This is a genomic window from Maribacter spongiicola, from assembly GCF_004364165.1.
Classification (GTDB): domain Bacteria; phylum Bacteroidota; class Bacteroidia; order Flavobacteriales; family Flavobacteriaceae; genus Maribacter; species Maribacter spongiicola.
This window is the reverse complement of the sequence record NZ_SOAY01000012.1, coordinates 1-24,494: the sequence shown is the minus strand read 5'-3', so window position 1 is coordinate 24,494 and position 24,494 is coordinate 1. Positions and strand designations below refer to the sequence as shown.

The window sequence follows — 24,494 nt, the reverse complement described above, 5'->3', positions numbered from 1 at the left end:
AGACTAGAGAAAGGCGTCTATTAAGTAGGAATAAACATTTTTTCATTTCTGAATTAGTCGATTATAAAGCCTTTGCAACTGCAAGGGCTTTATTTTTTTAGGGAATTTTAAAATATGAGCGGAAGAATAAATTGAAATAGACCTATTAATAATAGTACTGCAATTAAGTTTAAGATGACACCTGCGCGTGCCATTTCATGGACCTTAATATAGCCACTGGCAAATACGATGGCATTTGGTGGTGTAGCCATAGGTAGCATAAAAGCACAGCTACTGGCAATAGTAATAGGTATTAATAAATAAGTGATTGGTATACCAAGACCAATTGCAATGCCAGCAACTACTGGGGCAAGTACGGCAACAAGTGCTACGTTGCTCATGAGTTCTGTCATAAATAACATTAGTATGATCAATAAAGATGCGGTGAGTAGAATACTCAAATCGCTTTGCCCGATAACTGCTGCTACTAAATCGACAATACCAGAAACCGACATACCGTTGGCTAACGAGAGTCCGCCACCGAATAGAATTAAGATTCCCCAGGCGAGCTTTTGAGTATCTTGCCATTGCAATATAAAATCACCTTTTTTGAGATTATAAGGGAGTGCGAATAGCGTTATGGCCGCAAACATGCTGATCAGTGTATCTGATAACCCCAAACTCGGAAAAATCGAATTGATTAAAGTTCTAAATACCCAAAGAAAAATAGTTACTCCGAATATGGAAAGAACCATTTTTTCTTTTCCAGAGGTAGGACCTAATTTGTCAAGTTCTTCGTGAATAATGGTTTTTGATGCTTTAAATTTTAAACCCTGAGTAGGGAAAAAGACTTTTACGAGAACAAAATAACAGATGGAAATCATGATGAGGGAAAAGGGTAGCCCAATAATCATCCATTTTAAAAATGATATTTCAATATTGTACTCATTTTCCAATAAGCCAATGAGAACCGAATTTGGCGGAGTGCCAATAACAGTGGCAATACCGCCAGCGTTAGCGGCAAAAGCAATACCTAGCATCACACTTAACGCAAAGTTTCGATCTCGTTTGGTGAATCCGTCTTCATCTTCAATCAATAGATTAATAACAGACATCGCAATGGGCAGCATGACTACCGTACTCGCCGTATTACTGATCCACATACTTAATACGGCAGTAGCAATCATAAAACCGAGGACCACTTTATTAGCTGTTGTACCTGTGAGTCTAATGATGTTTAGAGCAATACGTTTATGTAAGTTAACTTTTTCTAAAGCCAATGCCATTACAAAACCACCAAAGAATAGAAAAACTATGGGGCTGCCGTAGTTTGCACCAACATCGCCAATAGGCATTACTTTTAGAATAGGGAAAAGGAGTAACGGCAGCAGTGCGGTTACAGAAATAGAAACCGCTTCGGTAACCCACCAAATAACCATCCAAAGGGCAACAGCAATTACAGCGTCTGCATTTTCAGAGATGAGTACATTCGGTAAAGAAATAAGAATGAAAAATATGATAGGACCTGCGAACAGGCCTATTTTACTACTTAAATTCATGCTGGTTGGTTTTGCCAGCTTCTAAGCTACTATTTTTTAACGTCCCTTGAAATGACTATTTTATAATTTCTACTAAAAGAACGTCGTCTTCTTTGTAGATTTTAGCCAATTGTTGCTTCGTAATCCCTTTAATGCCTTTGTCCCAAGCTTTGTTACTTAAGTCAGATTTAGCTTTAAGAGAATCAAGTTCCATTTTCTTTTCTGCCTTGAGAATATCGAAAATTACTTTTTCTGTTTCAGACAGTTGTAATGGTTTTTTCTCTGGTCTCATTTGAGGGAAAAACAATACTTCTTGTATCGATGCATTGTTGGTCATCAACATTACCAAACGGTCAATACCAATACCAATACCAGAAGTTGGAGGCATACCATATTCAAGCGCTCTAAGAAAATCTTGGTCAATGAACATTGCCTCATCATCCCCTTTTTCAGAAAGCTTCAATTGCTCTTCAAAACGCTCTCTTTGTTCAATAGGGTCATTAAGCTCAGAATAGGCGTTAGCCAACTCTTTACCATTAACCATAAGCTCAAAACGCTCTGTCAATGCAGGGTTGTCTCTATGTTCTTTCGTTAGCGGACTCATTTCCTTTGGGTAATCTGTAATGAATGTTGGTTGCACGTAGAAATGCTCACATTTTTCACCAAATATTTCATCGATCAATTTACCGATGCCCATAGTTTCGTCCACTTCAAGACCTAATTTTTTGGCAGTTTCACGAAGTTCATCTTCTGGCATACCAGCAACATCGTAACCTGTATGTATTTTTATTGCTTCAAGAATAGGCACACGTGCATACGGAGCTTTAAATTCAATTTCATGCTCACCCACCGTAATTTTAGTGGTACCGTTAGAATCCATCGCAATTTTCTCCAATAATTTCTCGGTAGTATCCATCATCCAGTTGTAATCTTTGTATGCAACATACAATTCCATTACAGTGAATTCTGGGTTATGGGTACGGTCCATTCCTTCGTTTCTAAAATCCTTAGAGAATTCATAAACACCATCAAAACCACCAACAATTAATCGTTTAAGGTAAAGTTCGTTTGCGATTCTTAAGTATAAAGGAATATTTAAAGCATTATGATGCGTTAAAAACGGACGTGCAGTGGCACCACCAGGTATAGGTTGTAAAATTGGAGTTTCCACCTCTAAATATCCGGCTGCATTATAAAACTCACGAATACTCGTGGTTATTTTAGTTCTTTTAATGAAGGTTTCTTTCACCTTTGGGTTCACCACCAAATCAACATAACGTTGACGGTAACGTAGCTCAGGATCATTAAATTCATCATAAATGTTACCTTCTGCATCCTTTTTTGGCAATGGCAACGGTCTAAGTGATTTGCTAAGCATGGTAAATTTCTTTACCATAATTGTTTTTTCACCTACCTGAGTGGTAAAAAGATCACCTTCTATACCAATGATATCACCGATATCAAGTAATTTCTTGTAAACATCGTTGTACAAGGTTTTATCTTCGCCAGTGCAAATTTCATCTCTATTGAAATATACCTGAATACGACCGGTACTATCTTGTAGTTCGGCAAAAGATGCTTTCCCTTGAATACGACGCGACATAAGTCTACCGGCAACAATAACCTGTTTGCCTTCTTCATAATTAGATTTGATACTTGCAGATGTAGCATCTACAGGATATAAAGCTGCTGGATAAGGATTAATACCTAGTGCTCTTAATTTCTCTAATTTTTCTCTTCTGATAAGCTCTTGCTCCGATAATTGCATGCCGTCGTTTATTTAGCTGGCAAATATAATCGATATGTCTTAATCTTTCAATCTTGTAGACACTAAAGGATAGAGTCTTTCTACAAATTTTTCATAAGCGAGTCCAGAAGGATGCAATCCGTCCGAAGCCACCAATTCCTTTTCGTCTAATCCCTTTCTAGTGATATCTGTAATATCGAGGAAAGTAACCCCCTTTTCTTTGGCTGTGGATTTGGCGAAATTATTATACTCATCTAGTTGTGAAGAAATTAGTTGGTCTCCATTACTTTGACCATATGGGGTATAGTAGTAATCAGGTATTGAAAGTATGATTACTCTGTTAGCATCATTAGCAGCTAGATTAATGGCTTTGTTTAATAATTCGGTAAACTCAGTTTCGTATTGAGAAAAAGTTCTAGATTGAAACTGGTTGTTTACACCAATTAATAACGTAACTAAATTATAATCTGCAGATTCGCGACTGCCAATAGCAGAAATGAGCTGATCTGTTCGCCATCCGGTTTGTGCAATAACCGTTGTATTGACTTGAAGATTTCTATTTTCTTCAATTTTTGTACTCAATTGAGCAGGAAAACTATTTTCAAAATCAACACTTTCCCCAACGGTATAACTATCGCCAAGGGCTAGATAGGTGATAATATCTTGATTATTGGGTTCGTCTACAATTTGTTCAGATCTTATTTCTTCCGTCTGGCTACATGATGGTATAAAGCTGAGTAGCGAAAAAATGAAGGTTAATTTATAGAGCATGTGAGCGTATTTCATGGTAATCTAACGTAATAGGGGTTATAATGGTTTTAAAAGTTACTATAAAATACGCTCATATGCTTTTGATTGATGAATAATATTAGTCGAAATGTAATGAAGAAGCGTAATTAGGAATGTATTCTTTTTGCGAAACAATTTGCAATATGTCACCTTCTTTGATTGTAATAGGTGTTTCAATGATTACATTTTTATTACTTTCTAAACTTTAAAACAAGAGAAAAGAATAAGGATTAAAAACACTGTTCTAAGCATTGGTCGGGTTCTATGGAATAAAACTAGTAGATTTTGTAACAAAGTATTTTTAATTGCGACTTATAAGGTACATCAATCAATCAAAATAAAAATCAAATGAGTTTAATTCGAGTATTACTAGCCATATTTTTTCCACCTTTAGCGGTTCTAGGTAAAGGTTGCGGTTCTTTTCTAATTGTTCTACTTTTGACTTTTTGCGGCTGGGTACCAGGGGTAATCGCTGCATTAGTTATATTGAATAATCCTAACTAGAACCAAAAATACATGAGACTTTTTAAAATTCTATCTGCTGTTGTTATAACAGTACTTTTCGCTGCCTGTAATTTTACTGAAGAAATTTATTTCAACGAAGACGGGTCAGGTAAAATGAGCATTCTTTTCGACGGTAATGAAATGATGCAAATGATACCAGAAACAGATTCTACAGAATTGGATAAGGCAATAGATTCAACTTTAGTTTTTAAAGACTTACTAAGAGAAAAAAAGGATAGTATAGCGCAGTTGTCGCCAGAAGAGCAAGCTAAGCTAAAAAGATTAGAGCCTTTTAGTTTGCGTATGCAAGTTGATCCTGAAGTAGGAGTTATGAATTTTAATATGTTTACAGACTTCAAAAAAGTGTCTGAAGTAAATGATGCATTTAATGCTTTTCAAAATGCTAGCACTATAGGTCCTATTGCAGGCGGTAAATCAATGCCAGCTGGTGCAACAGAAGAACTAACAACTGTAAATTACAGTTTTGATAAGAACAAATTTAAACGTGAGACGGTAATTTTAAATCAAGAATTATTTGAAAAAAGTCTAGACAGTTTGGCTAGTGCAGAAATGTTTTTGTCTGGTTCTACCTACACGTTTAAGTATCATTTTCCAAGACGCGTAAAGGCTACCAATATTGAAGAAGCAACTTTTTCTATGGATGGAAAAACCATGGTACATGAAGTAAATTTCTTAGAGATGATGAAAGATCCAGAATCTATGGTCATCGAAGTAGAATTAGAAAAATAGGATATTCCTTTTCGTATCTTTGTAAGATGAATAAGAAGGTGCACGTACAAGATTTAGGCCTGAAGGATTATAAAGAAACTTGGGACTATCAAGAACAACTGTTTCAAGAAACCCTTGACCTTAAAATTAGAAATAGAAGAGAGGAACTGAGTTTAGAGACTCCGAATTATTTTCTGTTAGTTGAACACCCACACGTGTATACACTTGGTAAAAGCGGAGATATTTCCAATCTTTTAGTAGATGAAAAAGTCTTAGCTGATAAAGGAGCTACTTTTTATAAAATAAATAGGGGAGGAGATATCACCTACCATGGTCCCGGTCAAATAGTGGGCTACCCTATTTTAGATTTAGATAACTTCTTTACTGATATTCATAAATACCTTCGTTTTTTAGAAGAAATGGTCATCTTGACCTTAGCTGAATACGGAATAAAATCTGAAAGATCTCCAGGCGAAACCGGAGTGTGGTTAGATGTCGGTACCCCGTTTGCACGAAAAATATGTGCTATGGGTGTAAGAGCATCACGCTGGGTAACTATGCATGGCTTTGCATTAAACGTAAATGCCGATTTAGGATATTTTGATATGATGATCCCATGCGGGATAAAAGGGAAAGCCGTGACTTCTTTAAATGTAGAATTAGGGAAAAAAGAGGTGGATTTAGATGAGGTGAAACAAAAATTGTTAAAGCATTTTCAAGTGCTTTTTGAAGCTGAGATAAAAGAAAAAACCGAGGTGTAAGCCTCGGTTTTAAGTTGGTGTATGGTTAAGTTATTATTTGCTGTGTGCCGTAAGCAACGTGCTGCTCATTAGTTCACCATTTTTCTTATAGGTCTCTTGTTTAACCATACCAATGCCCTCTGCAAGCCAAACCCTCGATGGGTACACCTGGTTAGCCATCATCATTTTAGATCGATTTTCGCTATATAAAACAAAGCAATCGTAAGTGCCAGCAGTCGTAGTTACACTTTCTTTTTTCTCTACTTTCCTGTTTGTCATATCAACGGTCATATTCATGTTAATACCGCTCATGCTAATTTTCATAGCTACATTAGCATCGTTCAAATTTTGACCTACGGTGAGTTCATTGGGTATTTCAATGTCATTGCCAGATATTTCAATATCCATATCACCATATTGCTCCATCATTTCTGTCGGTAATAGCGATTCGTAATCAAGAGTAACCATATTGCCACTACAGGTTAATTTATAACTGGTGCTATAGGCATCTTTACCTTTGGCATCTCTCATATTAATAGCCATGGTGGCATGTGTGGCGTCGCCTGTATTATTTGATTCAACCACCTTAAATGCACTTACGCCTTCAACTTTACCTTTTTTGTTGTAATTGGTATACTCCATTGAAACGCCTTCGTTCATAGGGTAGAACTTGCTACAGTTGTCTTGAGCGGTAATGGATATGGTTCCTGTTAAAAATAATAATACTGAAAATAGTTTAGAGTTCATTTTTATATAGTTAAGATTCTGATTAATAACTATTTGAATTTATGAAAAACATTTCAATATTTTGATCGATATGTGTGATCGGTAATTAAATGCTTGTGAATTCAACTATCAACTGTATTATCGTATTTTAAAAACCCTAATACTGTTTTCTTGATCTTTAAATACGAATTCTGGTTGTCTGTTGGCGTTTATATCAGCCATATCAATTATTGAGCTACCAAAAATCGGAAAATTAGGAATTGATTCAGCTTGACTGTCAAATAGGTATATTTTCTGATTTTGTATATCGGTTACCGAGACATAAATTTTATCGTTTAGATAAAAAACCGTTGGTTTAGAATATACACCTAATTCCAGTTGAATTTTTTTATCTCGTATAGTTAGTGTGTTATCATTCATGATTGCCAAAGTTTTAGACGTTGCATCTATGCCGTGGTCTTTGGCAAGGTTGAGGTTGCTAGATGAAATTTTCCCCTGCGTATCTATTTGATATAATTTACCTTCGACAGAGGTAAATGTAAACTTGTTTTGATATAGCTTAATATCATTATCAGAAAAAGAGAACTTATCTTTTACGTTTACCCTGGTTTTGCCTACCCTGTTGGTAATTTTTAATTGACCGTTTTCTAATTTAAAAACGATATAATCTTTTTTTCCAATTCTAAAATGTTGAGGGGCTGCTACTATAGGGGCTTCGGCAGTGTCATAAGTGAAACCTTTAACTACGTCTCCTTTACCGTTATACATAAACACATTCTTATCTTGAGTAACAACAAAACGATAATCTTTGCGTCCCTCATAGTCAAATACGGCTAGGGAATTTAGATTTCCGCCAGTGTATTTTTTGGAAAACGGTTGAACCTCTTTTCCGTTTCTATCTAAAATTAAGAACTCGTTGTTCGTGGTAAATGCCAATTGTAATTTCCCGTTTTTAAACAAATCAACCTGCTGAATTTTACCTTGTATAGTTCCGTTTAGTTGTTTTTTCCAAAGAATTTTCCCGCTATTAGTAATCAAATAAAGTATATTTTCTTGATCTTGTACTATAATCTCCTTTCGTCCATTACTGTGGTTGGTAACAAACTGAGGTAGGGTAGCCAGGTCAGTATCGAACTTTACTTCAAAAACTGAGGAGACGGAATTTGTATCTTCTTCCTCAGTTATTTTTTTTATAAGGAAATTTGTGTGAAAGAATCCTGCATCTGCGATTATTTGGGTCCCGAAAACATAGTCGTTCAAATTGCTTTTACGAAATGTCTCGGCTAAAGTTCTAGAAACTGATTTATCTAACAAGGAAGAGAAGCCTTTTGAATTGGAAATTGAAAGTACACTTGATGATGAAGTAAGTTTTCTTTCGGCATTTTTAAATAAGTTCGTTTTATCAAAAGTATCTCCAGTTTTTATTTTAGAAATAACAGATTCTAAAGTATTCTTAGATGTAGAAAAGAGAAAAGTATTTTCAATGATGCTCGCATATTCAAAAGGATGCTCTCCAATTAATGGAATTAACGGGTCGAATATTTTAGTATTAGGTTTTAATCCCCAAATTTCATTACTGCTAAATTCTTCGGTAGATATTTTCTCTTCATTAATATAATCAAGTAGAGTTGCGGTACCGTATGTTCTTAAAAACAGAACATGTTCGTTATCATACGCTGCCACTCCAATCTCTTCAACCGTATTTAGCAAAGAATCCATAGTAGTTGCCGGTCGGTTAATGGCAATTTTATTAGCGGTATACAATTTAAAATCATCTAAGCCAAAAGAGATCAAATACTCAGCATCACTTGGCGCTAAAAGAGATGCCTTGTTCTGTATGGGTTTAGTGTTATTAAAAAGATTCAAAAATAGGTTTTTAGTGCTGTTGGACTCAGCAATTCCGCTGAGTGAAATTTCGGTATCGTTTAAAGTAAGGTCTAAGGATATAGTACTAGCGAAGTTAAAAATATTTTCGTCTGCTCCTAAAAGATGGTCAAGTAGTGGTTTATTATTTACATCATCAATATTTAGCCAAATATTCATGACCTTATCTTTATTGGCAACGTTGTAGAATTGCTGAAGAGATTCATCAACAACAGAAGTTTCGGCAGTTGTTATACTATTTTGGAGTAAAGTTTGTGACGAACTTATTACCCAGTAGTTGTCAAAATGTGTACTATAAAATACGGAATTCTCAATCTCGTATTTGATAATTTTTAGGTTATCATAACTAAGTGTCTCAATACTTTTATTTTGCAGGCTATCTCCGTCTCGTATTTTAAGACTATCAGTTGAAATGTAGGTATAATCAATTAACGTACTATCTATAGAAAAGGCAAGTAGTCCTTTTTTCTTGTCAGCAATATAATTTAATGAGGTTATACTTTTCTTTATTTGTTTAAATGAATCTTGACCTTCTAAAGCATCGAAAATTTCGTTTGATGACGATTCATTTGTCAACGTTTCAAAATCATTGATCTTAAAAACTAAACTTGCATTGGTAGGGACTAGCTCTAATATTGAGTTTTCGGATTCTGTTTTAGTTGAGCAGCTGAAACATAGAAGTAAAAGTGCTGCAAATAGTAAAGTGTGCCTCATGCGTCAAGTTTGTGCAAAGTTATACTATTTGTATAATTAGAGTCAGTTGTCAGGTAAAAGCTTAAAACTCATTCTATGATATTTAGTGGGGCCATATTTTCTTATGGCGGCTCTATGTTCTTTGGTAGGGTAACCTTTGTTCTTCTTCCAATTATACATGGGGTATTCTTCATGTAGTTGAAGCATATAAGCGTCACGTGCTGTTTTAGCTAAAACTGAAGCTGCTGCTATACTTAGGTATTTCGAGTCACCTTTAACTATACATGAATAAGGTATATCATTTAAAGGTTTAAACCTGTTACCGTCCACAATTATATATTTGGGTATTTGAGACATCGAATCAATGGCGTTATGCATTGCCAGAATTGAAGCATTTAAAATATTGATTTCATCTATTACATTAGGTTGAATGTGGGCAATGCCAAAGCAAATGCTCTTATCTTTTAAAAGTGGTTCTAGAAGTTCTCTTTTATACTCAGATAGAAGCTTTGAATCTGTTAAAATGGAGTTTTCAAAAGATTCCGGCAAAATGATCGCTGCAGCGGTAACAGGGCCTGCTAAGCAACCTCTTCCAGCCTCATCGGTACCTGTTTCGTTAGTATTTTGGTAATATTTAAGAAGCATTATGATTTTTTTAACTTAAAATTTTGATTTTTGAATATTGATTTAATGTTAAATAATTGTTTTATTTTCAACAAATTTGACATTTTAAAAAGAAAAAAATAATAATAAGTGTTTTTTTAACATATAACTTTTTTGAGTTAAGATAGCTTTTGGAATACTAAGCAAATTTTTAGACTTTTGGCGCAAGCTAATTCAAAAAACAAATTTTATGAAACAGAAGTTGACGTTGATGTTGACACCGTTATTGGTGCTCTTCATGACATTTTCCTATGCACAGGAAAAAACAGTGACCGGTGTTGTAACCGATCAAAGCGGTTTGCCATTACCGGGAGTGTCCGTTGTAGTTGTTGGAACAACCAATGGTACTCAATCAGATTTTGATGGTAATTATTCCATTAATGTAAATTCAGGTGAAAAATTGAGGTTTTCTTACCTAGGTCAAAAAACAATGACTATGAGTGTTGGTGCCTCCAATACCATTAATGTACAGCTAGAAGAAGATGCTCAGGCGTTGGAAGAAGTTGTTGTAGTAGGTTACGGGACAAGGTCTCAAGAGTTATCGACTTCAGCAGTATCAACGGTAGGTACAGAAAAGATTGAAGCATTTGTGCCTTCTACTAGTATTGATAACATTCTACAGGGTCAAGCTGCGGGTGTGCAGGTAACTGCTTCAAACGGTAGACCGGGTAACACTGCTTTTGTGCAAATTAGAGGTGTTGGATCTATTAACGCACAAACTACTCCTTTATACGTAATTGATGGTGTTCCAATTCCTATCGATACAGAAAGAGATTTCAATCCAATTAGTAACTTGAACCCAAGTGATATTGAGACATTCTCAATATTAAAAGATGCGGCTACCGTTTCTAAGTATGGTTCTCGTGGTGCTAACGGTGTTATTTTGATTACGACGAAAAAAGGTAAAGCTGGTGATGCTCGAATTAAATTTGCTTCATCTTATGGTTTTGGTGAAATGATTCCGAACAACTTCGATATCATGAATACTACTCAGAAATTAGAGTTAGAGCGCCAGTACGCTGCTTTAGGTGTAGGTGCTGCAAGTAGTTTACCTGGTGCAAATGCTACTCCTGAAGAAATTGCAAGATTAACTGCTTTAGATACGGATTGGCAAGATGCATTGCTTAAGAATTCAATCATTCAATCTAACAATCTTTCGGTTTCTGGTGGTGATGAAAAATTAACGTACTACATGTCTTTAGGTTATGACAAGAACACGGGCATTATCAAAAACATAGATGGTTTTGAAAGAATGTCTGCTCGTTTAAATACAAATTACCAAGCAAAAGATTGGTTGAATATTGGTGCCAATGTTTCGGTATCGCGTAGCACTACGGATTTGCCAAGAGATAGAAACAATGTTCAAAACCCATTTAGAGCAATGTATGATTATAATCCTTATGATCCTTTATTCTTAACTAATGATGATGGTTCAATAGTTACTGATGATCAAGGTAACAATGTTTATAACCCTACTAGAACAGGTTTTCCAATAGCTTTAGCTCTTCAGACTGAGCAAGAAGATACAAGAAACTTATTGTTGATAGGTAACATAACCGCTGGTATGACCTTCGGTGAAAAATTTTCTAACAATTTCAGTGTTGGTTTAATTAGTAACAGATATAATAGAACTTCACGTTCTATAGCGGGTGGTGTATTACAGGGTTTTGTTGGTGATGCTAACTTTCCTGGAACTCAAACTGATAATTTGAATGTAGATTTTGAATACAATGTAAACAACGTATTTACGTATGCAGATACTTTTAACGGTGTTCATAATCTTTCAGCTAGTTTCTTGTTAGAATATAATGAGAATATTGCGACAAGCATGTTCGCTTCCGGTAGAGGTTTTCCGTCACCAGATATTCCATTTTTAAATGTGGCTGCAGAAGCAACATCTGTAGGGTCAAATGAATCAAGAAGAATTTTATTTTCTCAAGGTTTATTTGTTGATTACGACTATGATGGTAGATATATCGTTTCTGGATCTGTTAGACGAGATGGTTCTTCAAGATTCGGTCCTGACAATAAATATGGTTATTTCTATAGTGGTAGTGCAGCATGGAACATTGCAAACGAAAGCTTCATGGAGAACTCTATTTTCAATACTCTGAAATTAAGAGCGTCTTATGGTACTTCTGGCAACCAGAATATTGGTGATTTTCAATATTTAAACTTACTAGATTTCGCAAATACATATAACGGTCAAACAACAGCTTTGCCTGTAGGTGTGGGTAACCCACAAATTCAATGGGAGTCTCAAGCGATATTTGATGTAGGTGTAGAATTTGGATTATTCAACAATAGATTGAATGGTGTAGTAGATTACTTCAAGAAAAATTCAAATGAATTACTTTTAGATAGACCTATTTCATACACTGTTGGTGATGAGAACAACTCTATATTCTCTAATATTGGTGAAATTCAGAACTCAGGTATTGAAGTTTCTTTAAGTGGTGATGTTATTAGAACTCAAAACTTTAAATGGACACTTGGTGGTAACATCACGTTCATTGATAATGAAGTTATTGAATTAGTTGACGGTGAAGATATCGTTACTGGTACATTTGGTGATAACATACTGCGTGTTGGTGAAGAGATTAACTCTTATTACGCAGTTGAATATGCTGGTGTTAATCCTGCAAATGGAGAGCCGTTATATTATGATTTAGACGGCAATATTACAAATGAATTTAGTGATAGCTTCCAACAAATTCAAGAAGGTAAGTCTCCAATAGCTGATTTTGAAGGGGGGTTCTATACAGCGTTCTCTTACAAAGGTTTTGGTTTAAGAGGTGATTTTGTCTATAAAGGAGGTAATTATATCTTTAATAATCAACTGCAAGAAGGTGTTGCAATTGGTAACATTGATAGCAATCAAAGAACTGATGCTTTTAATTACTGGAAACAACCTGGTGATACTGATGTTTTGCCTAGTCCATTATTTCAAGGTACTGCTGATCAAACTTCAACAAGATTCTTGGAGAAGGGTGATTACTTAAGATTGCGTACAATGACTTTAGATTACAATATGCCAAGAGATATGATTGATGGTATGGGTCTAAATTCATTAAGGTTCTTCGTAGCTGGACAGAATTTATTTACAATCACCGATTTCAGCGGTGATCCAGAAGTAGGTTTAGGTTCTGCAGAATCAGGTGAGCCTGGTGATGTAGGTTTCGTACCAGGATCATTTAACCTATTTAGCTATCCAAACACAAGGTCTTATACTTTTGGTGTTGAAGTAGGATTTTAAAAACAAAAAAAAAGTAAGAAATGAAAAATAACATAAAATTATTAGTTCTTTTATTTTCGTTCGGGTTCTTTATGTCCTGCGATGATGAGTTGAATGACCTACAACCGTTTGTAGAAGGAAATCCTGAAACATTTTTTAATAGTGTTTCTGCATTCCAAAACGGTGTTGATGGAGCGTACAGACAATTATGGAATTACTATTCAAGCACCGGTTCAGGTCTACAAGGTATTCCAGATATTTTGTCCGATAACGTAATTATTGCGCAAACAGGTAGACGTTCTAACCAAGATTATTTTAATTACAGATATGTAGCCGGTACTGGTGGTGCAATTGATTTGTATTGGAGTGAGGCTTACGAGGCTGTAAACGTAGCCAATTTGGTAATTGCACAAATTGACAACTTAGGTGACGGTGATGAAAAAAACAATATCTTAGGTCAAGCGCTTGCTATAAGAGCTTGGGCGCATTTTGATCTTGTTAGGGTCTATGGTAAAATACCAACTCAGTCTGCAGATGCTAATGCATCCTTAGGTGTAGTTTATATTAAAGTTGAAGATGGAGATACAGAAGATCCTTTTGCGGAACCTGTAAGAGAAACTGTTGCTAGCAACTATGCCGAAATTATCGGTGATTTAGAAAGAGCAAGTCAGTTAATTGGTGCAGATAACGGTCAAGGAAAATTAAATACCGATGGTGTTTATGCACTTTTGTCTAGAGTTTATTTATATAATGGTGAATATCAAAAGGTTATTGATGCTGCTGATGAAGTAAGTGTTCCATTGGCAACTGCAGAAGAATTAGAAGGTTTGTATACTGATGCAAATGAAGCGGGTATAGTTGTTAAGTTGGCAATTAATACTTCTTCTGAAAGTAATGGTAACAATGTTGGTGTATTATACAGCCAGTCAAATGCTACTTCTACAATTTCAGAATATGTTTTCGATTTTGATTTTATCAATAGTATTGATGAAGATGATTTAAGAAAAGATGTTATTTCTTTTGTTGGTTTAAATCAAGATAATCAATATAACGCCATCTCAAAATTTTTGGGAGAAACAGGACAGGTTAATGGTCGTGTTGATGTTAAGGTTATGAGAGCTGCAGAAGTTTTATTAAATAAAGCAGAAGCACAATTCGAATTAGGTCAAGATGCATTGTCTACATTAAATGAGCTTAGAGATTTAAGATATGTAGCTTATGATGGTGGTGAAGCAGGTCAAGATCTTGAAGATGCAATTCAGTTCGAAAGAAGAGTTGAGTTGTCATTTGAAGGTCATAGATTCTTTGATTTAAAACGTAGGGGAGAACCTGTTATGCGTTCTACGATGGGAGACATTATTGATGGTACTGGAACACCTCCGGATTTCCCAACTTTAGCTGCTGACAATTTTAGATTTCAATTGCCAATTCCAATAGCAGAGATTAATGCTAACCAAAACATGGTTCAGAATCCTGGATACTAAAAACAATAGAGTTATGAAAAAATATATTTTAATAATTGCAGTACTATTTGCTTTTGTTTCTTGTGAAGAAGAGAATATAGTATTTGATAGTGAAAATGGTCAAACATTTGCCAACTTTTCAGAAAGTTCTATTTTGGTACCAACTCCGACGGAAGGAGCAACAATAACTGTAGATGTATTTGTAACTACAAAGACGGAAAGTGAAAGAACTATTTCGGTGGAGGTTGATCCATCATCAACAGCGACAGCCGATCAATATACTCTTAGTGGTTTAACGATTCCTGCGGGAGCTTTCGGAGCTACACTTACAATAAGTAGTAATTTCGATGCCTTGCCAGAAGAAGGAAGAGCAAATCTTGTTCTTAATTTGGTTGATGTTTCTGGGTCTAATGATCTTGTCATTAAAGATTCACCATTACAATTGGAATTTTACAGAGAATGTCCTATAACAGCTGGTGATTGGGTCATTAATATGACTGATTCTTATGGTGATGGTTGGCAGACAGATTCAGCTACTGGTGGTTCTGGTTTAACTATTACCTTGGGTGATGGTACTGTATTTGAAGTAGGACTTTGTTCTCCATATGGTAGTGCAGCCGGTACTTTTTTAGGAGATGGCGAATGTACACCTAATAATGGATCAGACGGAACCGTAACGATTACAATTCCTGAGGGTACTGAGTCTGCCGAGTGGTTCTTTCCAGGAGACCAGTATGGTGAAATAGGATTTGAAATTATATCTCCTAATGGCAATGTAGCCGGAGGTTATGAAAGTGGAGATGCAGGTGCACTTACAATTGATTATTGCAAGTAAAAGTTGAATGTTTTACTATATATTTTATAGTATTGGATTTTTATAATTTCATATAATTCAATAGTGATTTAAATACATTATTTTATTATTTATTAAAAATCAGGCTGAAGCAATTTAGCCTGATTTTTTTTGAAATTTTTTTTTATCGTTTATTAACAATTATCATTTTATTTCCTCTAAAAATGATGCTACCGATTATGTAATATTATAATTTTTGCAAATGGTAATTGAGTTTCAGTTCAAACAACGATTTATGAATATTATATACAGCTTTATTTAGGATAAAGTCAATTCAACAATGATAAATAGGTTTATATTATAATAGAAAGAATTTGTATTTATGAAAATTTTATTTTCAATTCCATAAAATAAATATTACCTCATGTAAATTTAGTTTAATCGAAGCTACAAATGATAAATCTCTACTCTCTTCGAATTTGAAGGCTTAGGATTTACTATATAATTTAAATCATTTCAATTTTCCCAGTTTACTTTTATTATTCTTTGATGATCAAATAACTTAAACCGTTTTAAATTGATAGTTAGGTAATTATCTAAATTACTAATCCTTATTTAAGTTTTTAATAACATTTTTTAAACCTACTAATCAATTATAAACAATTAAATTGAAAAAAAATTAATGAATAAAATGATTAAAAAGTTCACAATCTTTACAATTGCTGCCTTAGCTTTTAATAGTGTAAATGCGCAAAATGCATATTCTCCAGTACCAGAAGAGGGTATTGTTAATTTTGTTACTAGTAGCACTGAAATAGCACCCACAAAAGCAAAGGGAACTCCGTATTTAAATGAGGAATTTGTACATGGAGAGGTTATTGTACACGGTAAAGTCGAAGAAATAGGAAAGATGCGTTATAACGCATATAGAAATGAAGTGGAGATTTTAGATAATATCTCTAAAGATTCCTTTTATTCCTTATTAAAACGTGCTTATATACAAGTAGAAATTGGAGGTAAGATGTATAGTATTTACACGTACGTTGATACTGACGGATCTATAAAAACCAGTTATTTCACTAATTTGAATGAGGGTAATTTAAAATTATTGTTCAAGCCAGAAGCTTTATTAAAACAAGCACGTAGTCCTAGTACCTCTTATGAAAAGTATTCTCCACCAACATATGTTTGGAATAGTTCTTATTATTTGTTAGATGAAACTAATACTGATAAAGAGAACCATGCAGTAAAGGTTCGTTTGACCAAGAACCAGATATTAGATTTTACAGGAGTAAAAAAGGAAGAAATGAAATTGTATGTGAAAGAAAACAATTTAAATCTTAGACACGAGGAAGATGTAGTGAGTTTTCTTAATTACTTCAATTCGTTATAGAGATAAATTTAGTGTTAAAAGAAAAAGCCAAAGATGCAATTACATCTTTGGCTTTTTTAATTTCTATTATTCTACTCTAAATTCAAACAGTTCTGAATTTGAGGTATTGTCAAAAGAATCTTTTGTTATTACTTTCCAATAGTACGTAGTGCCAGCAGTAATTGTTACTTCTATAGAAGATTCTGTTGTTTCACCTAATGATGTTATCGGTGTTTCAGCCGTATCGAACAATACTTCGTAAGAAACAATATCATCATCAACATCTGAAGTAGACCATTCTAAAGTAATTGTCGTGTTTGCACTAGAAATGGTAGCGCCTCTCTGCGGACTTATGGCAACTGCAGGGAATGGGGCGTAATTTTCTATTCCTTGTCCTTGATTGTAAAAAGTCCAAGTTTCACTCGTTGCAGTAGAAGATGTTCCATTGGCTAAAGAAATAACATACCATTCATAAGGTGTACCTCTATTTATACTTATTTCTTTTTGGTTGGTAGCAGAAATGGCTGTAGTTATGCTACCTGTTTCAAGGTTCTTTACTTTGACCTCATAAGAATCGGTATTTTCAGAAGCAGACCATTGAAAGGTTACGGTACTCTTAGTTTCGTCGTTTGCATTTACGACACCTTCGTTACATTCAGTATTATCTTCAGGGAAAACTAAACCAGCTGCAGCAGGATCTAAGACAACTGGTGCAATTGGGTCAACCGGGGTTGGTTCACTGTCAGAGCCACCACCACATGATATAAAAACTGTAGCAAGCAGAAATGTAATAGTTATATATTTTAATATTCTCATTTTCTTATGATTTTGTAGTTAGATAGCGTGTTACCAGATTTAATGTTTAAAATATAGACTCCGGTTGCTAGTCCATCTACACTTAGTTTAATTTCGTTATTAGTAGATTTCATTTGTTTCGATAGTATACTTGTGCCATTTACATTAAATAATGAAATAGTGACCTCTGGTGCAGCATTCCCACCTAGGTATATAGTTAAATCTCCACCTTCAATTGGGTTTGGATAGATAAACAAATTATCACTTAATACTATTTTTTCAGTATAAACCCCTTGGCAATCCAATCCGGTTTTTACAGTAATCAATGTGGTTGCATCCTCTAATGGTAAAGTAATTTCTTTAGCCGTTGTAGAATACATTTTCTCGTTTAAGAAAATAGTATATAAATCACCGCCAGAGAAGCTTAATGTAACCTCATTATTCAGTGAATTGATTTTAGCAGAAACAGATAAAGCATCTGGCTCTGATATGGTCAAATCAAAGCAAGCTTCATAGTCTGCTTGACCTTCAACTGTAATACATAATTGATAATCTCCAGCAGCTAAGTCATCAAATGTACTTACGTCTGTAAAGCTATTATTTGTGGTGCCGCCAGTATTTGATAAAATTGCGTTATACGTGTAATTAGTATTTGCAGCAGTTATTAAGATACTTCCATTATTACTTGAGTTACAAGCTCCGCCAGTAGTCTGAATTTGAAAGTTAGTATTCGGTAAAGAGAAAACTTCACAACCTTCAATATTAACTATAGTTCCGTTAGGAGTATCATCGCATTGGTCAATATCATTTGGTACTCCGTCATTATCGCTATCATTGTCACATAGATTACCGATACCATCTAAATCATCATCTTCTTGACCTGGGTTTGCGATTAAGGGACAGTTGTCATCAATATCTAAAATACCGTCATTATCATCATCGGTATCACAAACATCACCTTCACCATCACTATCAGTGTCTAATTGATCGGCATTTGCTGTCAAAGGGCAATTATCATCTACGTCTAAAATACCGTCGTTATCATCGTCATCGTCATCGGGTGAACCATCAACTACAAAGTCATCAATAATTACACCTTCTTCAGTAACCGAAGGGTCAGATTGAAAGACAATCCTAAATAGTACATTGGTCTCGCCAGTAAGGTTTTGTTCGCCATTAGCAGCATTTAAGTTAAAATCATAAGCGTATGTTGTCATTTCGGTGCTTTCACCTGTCCATTGTGCTCCAGGACAATTTTGACAATCATCTGCTTCTTCAGAAAGGGCATTGGTTCTATCACTACTGTACCAATTTGGTTCACTATTGATACTACCTAGAATATCCCAATTACTACCGCCGTCAATAGAGTATTCGGCATAAACTATATCAAAATTTAGTTCAAGGTCATATGCCATATTAAATTTAAGAACCGGTGCGATAATAGAGGTCATATCATAACAATTGCTTAGAAGGATGGCTTTGGTGCTATTTGGGTAATCTCCACTTAGGTTGGTTCCGTAAACATTACTGCCAGATGTAGCTGTGTTTAAGTTAGAACCTGTGGGTATACCTCTTTGCCATACGCTTTCAGAATTACCATCATTATATGCGATCAAAGATTCTTGTTCAGTTTCAAAAGTATTTAGTTCACCACCTGAACCAGGGGTGTTTAAAAAGAATCTGTTTTGTAAAGTATTGTTGTCATCATAGCTATCGTTGTCAATAGTGGCGGTCAGCTCAATTGTAGACTCACCAAAATTAACATTTGTTTCTAGTGGTAGTTCTATAATAACTGTTTCATTGCTTAGTAAATTACCTGTCCAGGTGAAGTTTTGTGTAGTATTACCATTAATAGAATACTCAATATCAACAGCGGTAATAGCATTAACTCCTTGGTTTTCTACAGTAGCAGTTGGTGCAAAGTCATTGCATAGTACTTCATTTGAATTAGGTGTTATAGAGACTAATCTAATTTCATTATCTGGTATTTGAACTGGTATTGTAGATTCCCACACTCCTCTACCATAAGTAGAAGCTATAATTTTTTCATCATCTAAATTAATTTCAATATCGCTAACAGCAACATTCGGAAAATTGGTGTAGTACTCTTCCCATTCTGTTAAGGTGTCATCAAGTCTATATACACCTAAACTAGTACCTACGTAAATAGGATTGTCAGTATGTCTGCCCTGGTGAGCAATCGAGAAAAATGCTTGATCTGTCGGTATATCAAATGTTATATTTTCAGAAGTTGTTTCTGTTTCACTTATGGTAACTTTAAAAACACCTCTGTTTGATGGTTGGTCGCTTAAAGCTATACCTACTCTGTCAGAAGTCGTTATATAGATAATGTTGCTGTCGTTAGAATTAATGCTGATATCCGAAATTTCAGAATCCATCACTTTTATAAGACTAAATGTGGCACCGCTGTTTCGACTTCTATATAATATGTTGCTTTCAGCGGCAAATATAGTTTCAGGATTTTTAGGATCAATTTCTAAGTCATCTATATTACCAGAGCCAATAGAAGAAGAAATTTTATTCCATTGATTGTTTTCTAGTCTATATAAAGCATCAAAACCTGCATAAACAGAGCCGTCAGAACCTATTGCTAAAGGAGTTACCCAATTTCCTTGAATGGTGTTTCCATTTGCGTCAGTTGGTGCGCCAACCACACCAATAGATTGCCCAGAATCAGAAGATAAAAATAAACTACCTCCAAATTGTACAAATCCATAAACTAAGCTACTATTGTTAGGGTCAATTTCGTAATCCATTCCATCACCACCAGTGAAAACATTCCATTGTCCTTGATCACGAATAAAACCAGCATTATCTTGTAAGCCACCTGTTATTTTACCTGAATCATTTTTTGCAACGGATATTCTGTAAAATTGACTAATAGAAATACCAGCTGTATAATCAGTAAAAGTATTGCCGCCATTCTCAGACATATAGATGCCACCGTCACTACCTACATAAACTTTGTTGTTAAAGACTTTAATAGTGTGTATATCTGCGTGGGTATAACCTTGGTCAGTTATATTCCATCTGTTGATTCTGGTAAAGATATCGCCACCGTTTGTGCTCTTCCATACATTTAAGCAACCAGTATATATTTCATTAAAATTAGTAGGTGAAACTTCAATAGCAAGATCGAACCAAGCCTGGTTTGATTCAAAAATATCTTGTTCACTAGCAGTTTTTGTAAAAGATTCTCCACTATCCAAAGATTTGTATAGTCCGCCAAAAGCAAAACTATTACCACCAGTTAATGCTCTAAGAACATATACTCCTGAAGGATTTGCTGCACTTGTTCCTATTACTAATCGACCAGAACTTTCTGGAATACCATCGGTTATTTCTACAAAGTTGTTGCCGCCATCTGTAGATTTTACAAAAGTATTTGAAGTTACGGCATAAACAGTATTAGGGTCGTTAGGTTTTAATTTGAAATCTTGAATGTTTCCTGTTGCTTTTACCTCCCAAGTAGTACCACCATCTGTAGATTTTTGAAGCCCAACAGTAGTGGCGACCCAAATAATATTAGAGTTGGTTGGATCAATCGTAATTTCATTCATCAATAAATTAATATTCGATGTGCTAGGGTTCAATCCTGTTTCATTCCAGCTGTTTCCTCCATCAATAGACTTGAAAACACCCACGCTATAGGAGTCTGCAGCATCATCATCTCCTGTTGCTATGTATATAATTTGCGAGTTATTAGGGTCAACGGCAATGCCAGAAACACCAATTTGAGGAAAATCATCAAAAAGGTTTGCCCATGAAGAGCCCCCGTCAACAGATTTCCAAATACCACCGGCTGGTGCACCCACATACCAAATATTTTCATTGCTTGGGTCTACGGTAATTGCATTAACTCGACCTTGACCAGAAAGTGCGCCTGAATAGGTGTCGTGAGTAAAGGGTCCGATAGCATTCCAGTTTGCAGTAGGGTTTGTTGCTTTACCGATGCTCTCTTGTTTGCTTTTCCAAGAATTCCATAATTGAGAAGAAGTCGGTAGATTTCCATTTTTATCTACATAAAAATTCCAATAATTCTCCCATCTTTTATAAGGTTTAAAACCACTACCTTTTTTAGAATAGTCTTTATTGCTCCAATATTCATTGAATGCATTCGATATGTCATATAACGAATGTGTGTTAGTAGAAGATTTTGAAGATTGTTGATTCTCGGTTAAATCTTTCATCCATGGGGCATTCTCATTGAACTGAGCTGATGCCGATGTAAACGCTAAAAATGCGAAAACATTAAAAAACAGTACTTTCATTAACATTTTTTTATAAAAATCAGAAAAATATTCCTTAAAATAATAATGTTCACAGTTAAAATTTAATAATAGTTTAGCAGTCCTTTATATTCAGGTATTTAAAGTCAATTAAACTTTCACATTTACTTAGCAACAAAAAAATTAACTTTGCAAGGGTAACAATGCTTCATGAAATATATAATTCTAGTTTTATTGTGTTTAGCTTCTTCGATTGTTTTAGGTCAAGATGTAATTGAAAAGTCTGAAAAAAAGAGCGATTCAATTCCTCTGGGTAAAAAGACTAAGCCAATAAATCCGAAAAGCAAAATGCAAAATGATTCTATTACATTGACAATAGAGGATTATAAGATTATTTCTTTTGCAAGAGACACTACCTATTTAGATACTACGCTAACTATTCAAAAAGAGTATAAGTACAATTACCTACGAGAAGATGATTTTGAATTAATGCCATTTTCCAATATTGGTCAAGCATATAATGAATTGGGGGTAAATTTTGAAAGGGTAACAAGTTATCCAAATTTAGGTGTTATTGCTAAAGACCGTAAGTATTTAGAAAAAGAGCAGATCAACTATTATAATGTTGCTACGCCAATGACCGAACTGTTTTTTAAAACAACTTTAGAAGAAGGGCAGTTGCTAGATGCTAATTTGGCATTTAATACATCTAGAAGATTAAATTTTTCTATTGGTTATATTGGTTTTCGCTCATTTGGTAAGTATAATGATACACAAATAGAATCTGGCAACTTTATCACTACAACAAATTACTTGTCTAAAAACGGTAGATATGCACTAAGGGCACATATAGCAGCGCAAAATATTTCTTCGGAAGAAAATGGAGGTTTGGTAGAAAAGGAAGAGCAATTTGAGTCTGGTGATGAAGATTTTATTAATAGACCGAGAGTAGATGTTTATTTAGATGATGCAGATAATAAGATTTTAGGTAAAAGATATTATTTCGATCATACCTATAAATTGGTTAGAAAGCAGTTAGATTCAACTCGATTTGAAAAAACTTCATTATCAATTGGTCATAGTTTCGATTATGAAACTAAATATTATCAATTTGTACAGACAGCGAGCGATACATTATTTGGTGATGCTATTCTTAGCAGTATTAATGATAAGGCAGTTTTAAAAACGTTTTATAATGAAGTTAATGCAGAATTTTATAATAGAACTCTAGGTAGATTAACAGGTGGCGTCAACGTATATAATTATGATTACTATTTTAATAGTCGTTTTATAGAAGCAGATGGTACCATAATACCTAATAGATTAAATGGAACTGAATTTGGAATAGTAGGTAAGTATGCAAAGCGGATAGGGGAATTTGATTTTAATGCTGACTTAAAATATAATCTTTCTGGTGAGCTGGCGGGTAATCTCTTTAATGCATCGGCTTCATATAGTATAAATGAGAATAACAAACTGAGATTCTCTATACACACTTCTAGTAGAATGCCCAATTTCAACTACCTATTGTATCAAAGTGAATACCTTAATTATAACTGGGATAATAGCAGTGTGTTCGAGAAAGAACGAACAAGTAGTTTAAAAGGGGAGCTGCTATCTAAGGTTTGGGGTAATTTAATGGTGAAGTATAGTAATCTTGATAACTATACATACTTTTCTCCTGTGTCAGAAGAGGAAATAACAGACGGATTAAACAATGCATTTATAAAGCCATTACAAGAAGGTAATGCTATTTCGCATTTAAAAGTTAAATATGAGAAGGAGTTTAAGGTAGGTATGTTTGCTTTGAATAATACGCTGATGTATCAGAATGTAATCCAAGACACTCAAGTATTGAATGTCCCTCAATTAGTTACTCGAAATACATTGTATTTTTCTTCAGATGTATTTAAGAAAGCAATGTATTTACAAACAGGTATTACGTTTAAATATTTCTCCAGTTATAACATGAATGGGTATAATCCTATTCTTGGTGAGTTCTATGTGCAGAATAAAGAAGAGTTAGGTGGGTATCCTTTATTAGATTTCTTTATTAATGCCAGAATTAAACAAACGAGAATTTATTTGAAGGCAGAACACTTTAATGCGTCTTTTTCTGGGCGAGACTATTATTCCGCGCCTAATTATCCGTATCGTGATTTTGTAATAAGATTTGGTTTAGTGTGGAATTTCTTTTCTTAACATAAAGAATGATTCATTTAATATGTTGATATATAGCAATCTACTGACGGAACATTTTTTAAGTAGCTGTGAAACAGTGAGTTAATTTTTATGTGAATTTTGTTGATTCTAACGTGCGGTAAATCATGATGTTATGGTTAGGTCAAAAAACTTTGTTTTTTTTATTTGAAAAAGGCTTGTGATATTAAGATTAGTGTGTACATTTGCACCCCGCAAACGGTGAAGATTGTTTCTGAACCGGGCGTTGGAAAAAGGTTCATATATATGTTGATTAGGTCTGGGAAAAAAGAAAAATAATTTTTTTTCGATAAAAGTTGCCAGGTTAAAAAACAGTTGTATATTTGCAGCCGCTTAGGGAAACACCTAAGGGAAACGAAGCCGGGGAATCGAGA

General features: G+C 34.6%; 16 protein-coding genes. 8 read left to right on the top strand and 8 right to left on the bottom strand.

From position 1 onward, the window contains the following. Positions 1-107: 107 nt before the first annotated feature. The 3 genes from CLV90_RS13340 to CLV90_RS13330 are packed head-to-tail and all read right to left on the bottom strand — an operon-like array spanning position 108 to position 4,050. Positions 108-1,538, bottom strand: a complete 1,431-nt coding sequence (locus CLV90_RS13340; RefSeq protein ID WP_133688011.1) for an SLC13 family permease — start codon at positions 1,536-1,538, stop codon at positions 108-110. 55 nt (positions 1,539-1,593) lie between these two features. Beyond that, the gene (gene lysS, locus CLV90_RS13335; RefSeq protein ID WP_133688010.1) at positions 1,594-3,285 is read right to left on the bottom strand and encodes a lysine--tRNA ligase; all 1,692 of its coding nucleotides are present in this window, start codon (positions 3,283-3,285) and stop codon (positions 1,594-1,596) included. 39 nt (positions 3,286-3,324) lie between these two features. Beyond that, positions 3,325-4,050, bottom strand: a complete 726-nt coding sequence (locus CLV90_RS13330) for an SGNH/GDSL hydrolase family protein (protein ID WP_243835437.1) — start codon at positions 4,048-4,050, stop codon at positions 3,325-3,327. Positions 4,051-4,401: 351 nt separating this feature from the next. On the opposite strand from CLV90_RS13330, the gene CLV90_RS13325 reads away from it, so the two are divergent. Genes CLV90_RS13325 through lipB form a run of 3 tightly spaced genes read left to right on the top strand, consistent with a single transcriptional unit; the run spans position 4,402 to position 6,047 of the window. After that, a complete protein-coding gene (locus CLV90_RS13325; protein WP_074669928.1) occupies positions 4,402-4,557 on the top strand; it encodes a YqaE/Pmp3 family membrane protein in 156 nt (51 codons plus the stop codon). Between the two features lie 12 nt (positions 4,558-4,569). Beyond that, the gene (locus CLV90_RS13320; protein WP_133688009.1) at positions 4,570-5,307 is read left to right on the top strand and encodes a hypothetical protein; all 738 of its coding nucleotides are present in this window, start codon (positions 4,570-4,572) and stop codon (positions 5,305-5,307) included. A 26-nt stretch (positions 5,308-5,333) separates the two neighbouring features. Further along, on the top strand, positions 5,334-6,047 hold the full coding sequence (lipB, locus tag CLV90_RS13315) for a lipoyl(octanoyl) transferase LipB (RefSeq protein WP_133688008.1): 714 nt from the start codon (positions 5,334-5,336) through the stop codon (positions 6,045-6,047). A gap of 33 nt (positions 6,048-6,080) precedes the next feature. Here the strand turns inward: lipB and CLV90_RS13310 are convergent, their stop codons facing one another. The 3 genes from CLV90_RS13310 to CLV90_RS13300 all read right to left on the bottom strand — a co-directional run bounded on the left by CLV90_RS13310 (position 6,081) and on the right by CLV90_RS13300 (position 9,974). Next, entirely contained in the window at positions 6,081-6,773 is a 693-nt protein-coding gene (locus tag CLV90_RS13310) for a TapB family protein (protein WP_133688007.1), read from the bottom strand. Positions 6,774-6,890: 117 nt separating this feature from the next. After that, positions 6,891-9,350 (bottom strand): ribonuclease HII, encoded by a 2,460-nt coding sequence (locus CLV90_RS13305; protein ID WP_133688006.1) that lies wholly within the window; start codon positions 9,348-9,350, stop codon positions 6,891-6,893. 42 nt (positions 9,351-9,392) lie between these two features. Beyond that, a complete protein-coding gene (locus CLV90_RS13300; protein WP_133688005.1) occupies positions 9,393-9,974 on the bottom strand; it encodes a ribonuclease HII in 582 nt (193 codons plus the stop codon). Between the two features lie 208 nt (positions 9,975-10,182). Between CLV90_RS13300 and CLV90_RS13295 the strand changes: the two genes are divergently transcribed. The 4 genes from CLV90_RS13295 to CLV90_RS13280 all read left to right on the top strand — a co-directional run bounded on the left by CLV90_RS13295 (position 10,183) and on the right by CLV90_RS13280 (position 16,876). Next, positions 10,183-13,248, top strand: coding sequence for a SusC/RagA family TonB-linked outer membrane protein (locus tag CLV90_RS13295; protein ID WP_133688004.1), 3,066 nt, complete (start codon positions 10,183-10,185; stop codon positions 13,246-13,248). Between the two features lie 20 nt (positions 13,249-13,268). After that, on the top strand, positions 13,269-14,711 hold the full coding sequence (locus tag CLV90_RS13290; RefSeq protein WP_243835435.1) for a RagB/SusD family nutrient uptake outer membrane protein: 1,443 nt from the start codon (positions 13,269-13,271) through the stop codon (positions 14,709-14,711). A gap of 13 nt (positions 14,712-14,724) precedes the next feature. Then, complete coding sequence (locus CLV90_RS13285; RefSeq protein WP_133688003.1) at positions 14,725-15,525, top strand: hypothetical protein; 801 nt, start codon at positions 14,725-14,727, stop codon at positions 15,523-15,525. Positions 15,526-16,165: 640 nt separating this feature from the next. After that, the gene (locus CLV90_RS13280; protein WP_166638584.1) at positions 16,166-16,876 is read left to right on the top strand and encodes a hypothetical protein; all 711 of its coding nucleotides are present in this window, start codon (positions 16,166-16,168) and stop codon (positions 16,874-16,876) included. Between the two features lie 66 nt (positions 16,877-16,942). On the opposite strand, the gene CLV90_RS13275 is transcribed toward CLV90_RS13280, so the two are convergent. Together CLV90_RS13275 and CLV90_RS13270 are read right to left on the bottom strand one after the other, a co-directional pair. After that, positions 16,943-17,671, bottom strand: a complete 729-nt coding sequence (locus CLV90_RS13275; RefSeq protein WP_133688001.1) for a hypothetical protein — start codon at positions 17,669-17,671, stop codon at positions 16,943-16,945. Continuing rightward, positions 17,668-21,942 (bottom strand): thrombospondin type 3 repeat-containing protein, encoded by a 4,275-nt coding sequence (locus tag CLV90_RS13270; protein WP_133688000.1) that lies wholly within the window; start codon positions 21,940-21,942, stop codon positions 17,668-17,670. The genes CLV90_RS13275 and CLV90_RS13270 overlap by 4 nt, the downstream gene beginning before the upstream one ends. Before the next feature lie 168 nt (positions 21,943-22,110). Between CLV90_RS13270 and CLV90_RS13265 the strand changes: the two genes are divergently transcribed. Further along, positions 22,111-24,102: a putative porin gene (locus CLV90_RS13265; RefSeq protein ID WP_133687999.1), complete on the top strand. Its 1,992-nt coding sequence runs from the start codon at positions 22,111-22,113 to the stop codon at positions 24,100-24,102. The last annotated feature ends 392 nt before the right edge of the window (positions 24,103-24,494 follow it).

Bases quoted from the DNA above. Each gene is read 5' to 3' on its own strand.
- CLV90_RS13340 (WP_133688011.1), bottom strand. From the start codon at position 1,538: ATGAATTTAAGTAGTAAAATAGGCCTGTTCGCAGGTCCTATCATATTT.
- lysS (WP_133688010.1), bottom strand. From the start codon at position 3,285: ATGCAATTATCGGAGCAAGAGCTTATCAGAAGAGAAAAATTAGAGAAA.
- CLV90_RS13330 (WP_243835437.1), bottom strand. From the start codon at position 4,050: ATGAAATACGCTCACATGCTCTATAAATTAACCTTCATTTTTTCGCTA.
- CLV90_RS13325 (WP_074669928.1), top strand. From the start codon at position 4,402: ATGAGTTTAATTCGAGTATTACTAGCCATATTTTTTCCACCTTTAGCG.
- CLV90_RS13320 (WP_133688009.1), top strand. From the start codon at position 4,570: ATGAGACTTTTTAAAATTCTATCTGCTGTTGTTATAACAGTACTTTTC.
- lipB (WP_133688008.1), top strand. From the start codon at position 5,334: ATGAATAAGAAGGTGCACGTACAAGATTTAGGCCTGAAGGATTATAAA.
- CLV90_RS13310 (WP_133688007.1), bottom strand. From the start codon at position 6,773: ATGAACTCTAAACTATTTTCAGTATTATTATTTTTAACAGGAACCATA.
- CLV90_RS13305 (WP_133688006.1), bottom strand. From the start codon at position 9,350: ATGAGGCACACTTTACTATTTGCAGCACTTTTACTTCTATGTTTCAGC.
- CLV90_RS13300 (WP_133688005.1), bottom strand. From the start codon at position 9,974: ATGCTTCTTAAATATTACCAAAATACTAACGAAACAGGTACCGATGAG.
- CLV90_RS13295 (WP_133688004.1), top strand. From the start codon at position 10,183: ATGAAACAGAAGTTGACGTTGATGTTGACACCGTTATTGGTGCTCTTC.
- CLV90_RS13290 (WP_243835435.1), top strand. From the start codon at position 13,269: ATGAAAAATAACATAAAATTATTAGTTCTTTTATTTTCGTTCGGGTTC.
- CLV90_RS13285 (WP_133688003.1), top strand. From the start codon at position 14,725: ATGAAAAAATATATTTTAATAATTGCAGTACTATTTGCTTTTGTTTCT.
- CLV90_RS13280 (WP_166638584.1), top strand. From the start codon at position 16,166: ATGAATAAAATGATTAAAAAGTTCACAATCTTTACAATTGCTGCCTTA.
- CLV90_RS13275 (WP_133688001.1), bottom strand. From the start codon at position 17,671: ATGAGAATATTAAAATATATAACTATTACATTTCTGCTTGCTACAGTT.
- CLV90_RS13270 (WP_133688000.1), bottom strand. From the start codon at position 21,942: ATGAAAGTACTGTTTTTTAATGTTTTCGCATTTTTAGCGTTTACATCG.
- CLV90_RS13265 (WP_133687999.1), top strand. From the start codon at position 22,111: ATGAAATATATAATTCTAGTTTTATTGTGTTTAGCTTCTTCGATTGTT.